The sequence below is a fragment of the Streptomyces murinus genome (genome assembly GCF_002154555.1).
GTDB lineage: Bacteria > Actinomycetota > Actinomycetes > Streptomycetales > Streptomycetaceae > Streptomyces > Streptomyces murinus.
Window position 1 is genome coordinate 1 of record NZ_MUNF01000958.1, and the last position, 2,128, is coordinate 2,128.

A 2,128-nucleotide genomic window follows, 5' to 3' on the forward strand; every position below is an offset into this window, starting at 1 on the left:
CTCCTCCACCGCCTCGAACGCGGCGAGGATCTGCGGATGCGCCACCTGCGCCTTGGTGATCCGGACGTACGCCAGCCGGGCCGCCGGCTCCACCCGCACCCCGGTCTCCCGGCCCCGCCCCTGCCGCCCGGCCCAGGCCCGCGCCGCCGCCTCGTCGGCCACCGGCACACAGGCCTGCGCGGGACCGTCGCTCTCCATCGACACCTCGGCGTGATAGACGACGAACGGCGCCGCCGCCACACCCCCGCACTCCTGGGCGGCCGCCTCGAGCCGGCCCAGTGCGGCGCCGATCCAGGCCGGCAGCTCGTCCGCCAGCGTGTGCCGCGACTCGGTGATCACCACCCGCGCCGGCACGTCCACCGTCTCGACCGCGAACTTCCCGTACATCTCGTCACTCCTCCCGGACAGCCGTCCACGGAGGTACTCGGCGAGGGTCCGCTGCCCGGCCACCCGGGCCTCCACGTCCGCCCAGTAGGCGTCCAGCAGCCGGGCCGCCGCCGCGCCCTCGGCCCCGGCCACCTCGGCGATCCGGGCCAGCGGCATGTCCAGCTGGCGCAGCAGGGCGACCAGCCGGGCGCGCTCCACCTGGGCGGCGCGGTAGTAGCGGTAGCCGCTCGACTCGTCGACGTACGCCGGGGCGAGCAGGCCGAGGCGGTCGTACAGCCGCAGGGCCTTGGCGGACAGCCGGGCCCGCGCGGCGAACGCCCCGATGGTGAGCAGATCCTCGTGCACCGATGTCATCCTCCGTCGCCGGGCGGTTCCTTCCCGCCCGGCGACAGCGACGCTCCGCCCTGCCCCAGGGGCAAGGTCAAGCGCGGTCAGCCGAGCTGGGCCTCGATCGCCGCGACGACCTCCGCCGACTCCGGCTCGGCCTGCGGCGAGAACCGGGCGACGACGGTGCCGTCCCGGCCGATCAGGAACTTCTCGAAGTTCCAGCGGATGTCGCCGCTGTGGCCCGCCTCGTCCGCGAAGCCCACCAGGCGCTCATAGAGGGGGTGCCGGTCCTCGCCGTTCACCTCCACCTTCTCGGTCAGCGGGAAGGTCACGCCGTACGTCGCCGAGCAGAACTCGGCGATCTCCTCGGCGCTGCCCGGCTCCTGCCCGAGGAACTGGTTGCACGGCACGCCCAGCACGGTGAAGCCGCGCTCGGCGTAGCGCTCCTGGAGCTTCTCCAGGCCCGCGTACTGCGGGGTCAGGCCGCACTTGGAGGCCACGTTCACGATGAGGACGGCCTTGCCCGCGTACTGCGGCAGGTTCGCGGCGCCGCCGGTGAGGGCGCCGATCTCGGTGTTCAGCACAGTGGTCATGGGCGCGATGGTATGCGGCCGAGGTGTCCTCCGGGCGGCGGCGGTCACCCCGGCTCGGCGGGCGCGGCCGCCGCCACCACCGCGTCCCCGGCCGCCGTCCTGCCGTACAGCACCGACCGCCCGGTCCTGCGCCCCACCACCAGCCCCGCCTCCCGCAGCACCTTCAGATGCCGCCCGACCGAACCGAGCCCCTGGCCCGTCACCGCCGTCAGCTGGCTGGTGGTCATGGGGGAGCCGAGGAGGGCCAGGACGCCCGCGCGGGCCGGGCCGAGCAGGGCGCCGAGGGCGGCCGGGACCGCGCGGGCCCCGGCGTCGGTGAGGACGCCCGCGCAGGGGTAGACCAGGGCGTACCGCTCCCCGTCGTCCCAGGACACCCAGCCGTGCCGCTGCGGGGTGACCGGCACGAAGAGCATCTCGGCGCCGGAGATCTCGCGCGGCGGGTACGCGTGCAGATTGATCTGGAGCCGGTTCTGGCCCAGCCACCGGGTGCGGCCGGGCCGCAGTGAGTCCAGCACGCTCACCCAGCCGCCCCGCCCGGCCCGCGCGGTCCGCGCGACCACATCCGCCTCCAGCACCCGCCGCTGCCGCCCCCAGTACGGCCGTACGGCCTCGCGCCACACCCACTCCAGGAGCGCGGCCGCCCGCTCGGGCAGGTCCTCCCGGTCCAGCACGGCGGGCAGCGGCCCGGCGAGGGCGGTGCGCAGATGCCCGCGGGCGAGATCCGGCGCGACCGAGCGCACCCGGGCGACCTCCGCGGCGAACTCCTCCCCGTCGCGGGGCGTGGGCGTGAGGAAGTCGGCGATCCAGTCCCGCCCGAGGCC

General features: G+C 75.7%; 3 protein-coding genes. All 3 read right to left on the reverse strand.

Annotation, left to right across the window (positions count from 1 at the left end; all coding sequences use genetic code 11):
* The coding region (locus CCN72_RS36895) for a MerR family transcriptional regulator (RefSeq protein WP_086812660.1) at positions 1 to 741 on the reverse strand (741 nt) is incomplete at its 3' end.
* A 77-nt stretch (positions 742 to 818) separates the two neighbouring features.
* On the reverse strand, positions 819 to 1,307 hold the full coding sequence (locus tag CCN72_RS36900) for a glutathione peroxidase (RefSeq protein WP_085565207.1): 489 nt from the start codon (positions 1,305 to 1,307) through the stop codon (positions 819 to 821).
* Between the two features lie 44 nt (positions 1,308 to 1,351).
* A partial coding sequence (locus CCN72_RS36905) for an ArsR/SmtB family transcription factor (RefSeq protein WP_086812661.1) occupies positions 1,352 to 2,128 on the reverse strand: 777 nt, incomplete at its 5' end.

Coding starts and splice junctions, on each gene's coding strand:
- CCN72_RS36900 (WP_085565207.1), bottom strand. CDS start 1,307: ATGACCACTGTGCTGAACACCGAGATCGGCGCCCTCACCGGCGGCGCC.